This is a genomic window from Microcoleus sp. (assembly GCF_049646505.1).
Lineage (GTDB): Bacteria > Cyanobacteriota > Cyanobacteriia > Cyanobacteriales > Microcoleaceae > Microcoleus.
In genome coordinates this window covers 1-4,231 of record NZ_JBARVX010000457.1, presented here as the reverse complement: position 1 = coordinate 4,231, position 4,231 = coordinate 1, and the positions used below count along the sequence as shown (strand labels likewise).

Sequence of the window (4,231 nt, the reverse complement as noted above, 5' to 3'; positions counted from 1 at the left end):
GGAGGGCGGATCACCGACAAACCCGCAGGCAACCGATAGACTACCACATTCAGGAAGCTGCCGATCGCCGAGCCGACAACAAAGACGATCGCGCTGACAAGAACATTAAAGATAATTTCCATTAAGTTATTGGTTATTTGTTATTGGTTATTTGTTATTTGTTATTGGTTATTTGTTATTTGTTATTGGTTATTTGTTATTGGTTATTTGTTATTGGTTATTGGTTATTGGTTATTGGTTATTGGTTATTTGTAGCAACTAACAATAACATATTACTGATGGCTGCTTACTAATTACTGATGGCTAATGCTTAATTTCCCAACCATCCCAAATCCGTATTGCTTACCCCCTTGATGATTGAACCGCGAAGACGCATTAGGCGAAGCCGCGCGCAAGCGCTCTTATCGCGAAGAGAAGAGTCAGAATATCGAGGTAATAGCCAACTCGGATTTGGTCTAACCAATAACGAATAACGAATAACAAACAACAAATAACCAATAACAAATAACAAATAACTAATACATTTGAGATTCAATTTCGTCAAAAGTAACAAAACGTTCACCTGGCAACAAAACGGGCTGCGAAGCAAAAATTAGCTGACCTCGATTGCTTCCCCGGCTAACAACTACACCAGCCGGACGCTGCATCTGCTCGGAATGCACTTTCAGATACATACCGTAAGCCGATCGAGCTACTCGGATCAAATCTGCAGCTAGCAAGCCGTGACTTTCGGAAATTTCTATGCTGGGTTGTGATTTAGGCTGGTATCGGGTCACTGGAAACTTATGATAATGGTATAAGTCTAGCTATTGGTGTTAGCTCTAGATCGATCGAACTCATCTTATTTTAAAAAGAATAGACTAGGTGGAAGAAATTAAGAGATTAACCTACAATCCTCCCTTAGCTGCGATCGAACTGCGACTGCGAGCGCTCCTTTCCGCCCAACTGTACGCCGCTGCGTGGGTAGATGCGTCCCCCACAACGCTAATGGGGGTTTTCGAGCACCTGCGGACTCTCCGGTACATCCTCCACGACTACGTACCCAAACCCGTTTCCCAATCTCCGCCCAACCCAGGAGAGGTTCGCTACCAGTGGCTGACAGGTACTTTGCTGTTCACGGATTTAGCAGGGTTTACGTCGCTGTTGGAAGCGAACGCAGCCCAGGGGCGCAAGGGTGCTGAAACGCTGCTGGGGGTGATTAACGATTATTTTGCCTCCACAATCGAAATTGTCAGCAAATCGGGCGGGGATTTGCTGGAGTTTACCGGAGATGCGATGCTGGTGCAGTTTCTGGGAGGGATTGAGCAAGAAAATACAGCCAGGGCGGTGCGGGCGGGTTTGCGGATGCAGCGGGCGATGGCTAAATTTGCGAATATTGAAACAGCGCGGGGTGTTTTGTCTTTGAGGATGCGGGTGGGTATCCACTGCGGCCGCTACATTAGTGCCGATATCGGTACGCCGCTGCGGATGGCTCACGTACTTCTGGGACATTCTGTTCAGCAAGCCAAACAGGCTGAGGGTTCTGGGAGTGTGGGGCGGGTGTGTTTGACTGAAACTACTAAAGAGTCTTTGGGAGAGGAATTTTGTTTTGAACCCGGGAAACCGGGTTATTTTTTGGTGGCGGATGATTTCACGGACGATCGCCTCGGAGAGTACGATATTACTTTGAATCGGCGGCGGATGCCGAGTTCGATATTGCTCGATCGCAGCGTGTCGGGTTTGGTAAGCGAAATCGTGGAAGCTGTGAAGCGGCTTGAACCCCTTGCTAGTTATATTCCCAAACCAATCCTGAGACTGCTGGTTGAAAATGCTGACAGACGCAAAATTCCGCCGGATTTTCCCGAACCTACGGTGATGTTTGTCAATTTAATTAGTTTGCCGGAGTCTGTGGACAAAGCTTCGCCGGAGGAACAAGTCAATCTGGTGGTGGGTTATTCGCGGGTGTTTGCGTCGATCGATGCTGTAGTATCGGCTAAAGGCGGTGTGTTGCAAAAAGTAACCGCGCACTTGGACGGTTCGGATATGCTGATTTATTTTGGGGTTCCCGACGCTCACACCGATGACGCCAGCCGCGCAGCTAGTGCGGCGATTGCCATCCGAGATTTGATTGCAGATTTGCCCCTAGTAATTATCGGCGGTCAAGAAATAAAAGTTAGCTGTCAAATTGGCCTGTGCCTCGGGCCGGTGTTTGCTGCTGAGGTTGGAGAACCGCGAGGGCGCAGGGAGTTTAATATCCTCGGCGATACGGTGAATACGGCTGCTAGGTTGATGAGCGAGGCGGGGGAAAACCAAATTTTGATTGGTAAAAGGGTGTTTGAGTCGATCGGGCTACACTTCATTTGCGAGGCTTTGGGAGATGTTTCTCTGAAGGGAAAATCTGCTCTGACTCCGGTTTTTGCTTTGCACGGCGCTAACGTGGAGAGGGCAAAAGGGGGCGTTTAAATAAGTTTGCTGGGCAATAGTTGTGCAAGTTTTATGCTTCACAAAGGCAAGTAGAGCACAACCATTTTCCACTGTGACTACTAAATGTTATTTTTATAATTTTTTACGATACATCACAATAAAAACCGCCACTTCGTCAGATCGGTTCCGGTTGCATCGGAATGATTTAACCGCAGAGAACACAGAGAACGCAGAGGGAGATCCCAGAGAGATGAATAATTCCGATGAAGGACGGAATTAATATCACTCGCACATCCTAAATTCCGATCGATATTTCACCGTTCCGCTGCAATCCTGCAAAGCTCCACTTTCTAACTCCAACACCATAAAAGCTTCATCGGGCACATCATATTCGCATCCCAAGTTCTTGCTGCTAGCCGGAACGAACCCAAAACGCGAATAAAAATCTGGATCGCCCAGCACAACCACTGCCTCAAATCCCGATCGCGCGCACTCTTTTAAACCCTCGCGGATCAGCAGCGTTCCTATACCTTGCCGCTGATAGTTGGGAAGAACTGCGACTGGTGCCAACCCCAGAACCGACAAATTGCTAGAACATTTCCCTTCAACAGCAACCAAACTGAAGAAAATGTGTCCGACAATGCGATCGGATTGTACGGCAACAAAGGAAAATGTAGATGCAATTCCCCGCAATCGATCGACTAAATTTGCTTCATTTTCTCGACCGAATGCCGCCACATTGACGCTGCGAACAGCTTCGACATCTTCTGGCTTTTCGGGGCGGATTTCCATAGTTTAAATTGATTGTGGTGCGATCGAGCTGGCCGGCAAAACGATCGAGAAACCGTTTCTATCTTTCGATCGCGATCTCAATCAAATTCTAGCGCCCCTCAAACCTTTTGTGTTATTTATTGTGGCACTAGCCGACCGGAAGACAATCGCTTAATTCCCTCCATCGCCGCAGTTTCTCCAAATTTATCTTTTTTCTCGCGGGCAATTTTCAAAGCTTCTTCGTAGGATTCGAGAGCTTTGGCCGATTGACCGAGACTTTCATAAATCTCGCCCATATTGCTGAGCAAGCGTCCGATATTTGTTTGGTCGCCGATGGCTTCTAACATCGGTATCGCTTGCTGAAAATAGATCAGCGCTTGAGTATCTTTGCCCTGTTTGCGACAGGTAAGTGCCATGTTGTTGAGGAGGCGGCCGACGCCAGCCCTGTCTCCGATTTCCCGGCGAATTGCTAAAGCTTGGTGATAAAATTCCATCGCTCTGTCAAAATCGCCGATGTTGTAGTAGACGCCGCCCATATTGTTGAGGGTACGGCCTAAATCGCGCCGATCGCTCTGTTCGGTGCGAATGACCCGCGCTTGCTGATAAAATTCGATCGCCTTGGCATATTCTGCCTGTTCTGCGTACACCGCCGCAATGTTGTGCAGCGATTCTCCGATTTCTACTTGGTCGTCAACCGTTTTGGCGAGTTCCAACGCTTCTTCGTGCAGTTTCAGCGCTTCGGGAAATTTGTCGGAAATCCGGTTGATGAAACCCATGAAATTGAGGGTTTGAGCGAGGCGGCGCGCATCGCCTATTTCTCGGTGAATGACTAAAGCTTGTCGCAGAACTTCCAAAGCTTTCGACTTTGAACCCATTTCGCCGTAAACTTCTCCCAGGCGGTTGAGGATTCTGCCGATTTCGGGTTTGTCGTTTTGTTGCTTGCGAATTGCCAAAGCTTGTTCAAAACTCTCGATTGCTTCAACAAACAAACCCTCGCGGTGCTGTTTTACTCCTGTTTCAAAGAGTGTGTCTGCTGGCGTGTTGGGTTCAGTTGTTT

General features: G+C 48.1%; 5 protein-coding genes. 1 reads left to right on the top strand and 4 read right to left on the bottom strand.

Annotated elements, in window-relative coordinates; genetic code table 11:
• Both WBA89_RS21995 and WBA89_RS21990 read right to left on the bottom strand, forming a co-directional pair.
• On the bottom strand, nt 1–122 hold a 122-nt coding region (locus WBA89_RS21995; RefSeq protein ID WP_424409450.1), incomplete at its 3' end, for a prepilin peptidase.
• A gap of 393 nt (nt 123–515) precedes the next feature.
• Complete coding sequence (locus WBA89_RS21990; RefSeq protein WP_424409448.1) at nt 516–776, bottom strand: hypothetical protein; 261 nt, start codon at nt 774–776, stop codon at nt 516–518.
• 88 nt (nt 777–864) lie between these two features.
• On the opposite strand from WBA89_RS21990, the gene WBA89_RS21985 reads away from it, so the two are divergent.
• Complete coding sequence (locus tag WBA89_RS21985; RefSeq protein WP_424409447.1) at nt 865–2,442, top strand: adenylate/guanylate cyclase domain-containing protein; 1,578 nt, start codon at nt 865–867, stop codon at nt 2,440–2,442.
• 243 nt (nt 2,443–2,685) lie between these two features.
• Here the strand turns inward: WBA89_RS21985 and WBA89_RS21980 are convergent, their stop codons facing one another.
• Both WBA89_RS21980 and WBA89_RS21975 read right to left on the bottom strand, forming a co-directional pair.
• On the bottom strand, nt 2,686–3,195 hold the full coding sequence (locus WBA89_RS21980; RefSeq protein ID WP_424409446.1) for a GNAT family N-acetyltransferase: 510 nt from the start codon (nt 3,193–3,195) through the stop codon (nt 2,686–2,688).
• A gap of 116 nt (nt 3,196–3,311) precedes the next feature.
• The coding region (locus WBA89_RS21975) for a tetratricopeptide repeat protein (protein WP_424409444.1) at nt 3,312–4,231 on the bottom strand (920 nt) is incomplete at its 5' end.

Excerpts from the sequence above, each read along its gene's own strand:
- WBA89_RS21980 (WP_424409446.1), bottom strand. The coding sequence starts at position 3,195 with ATGGAAATCCGCCCCGAAAAGCCAGAAGATGTCGAAGCTGTTCGCAGC.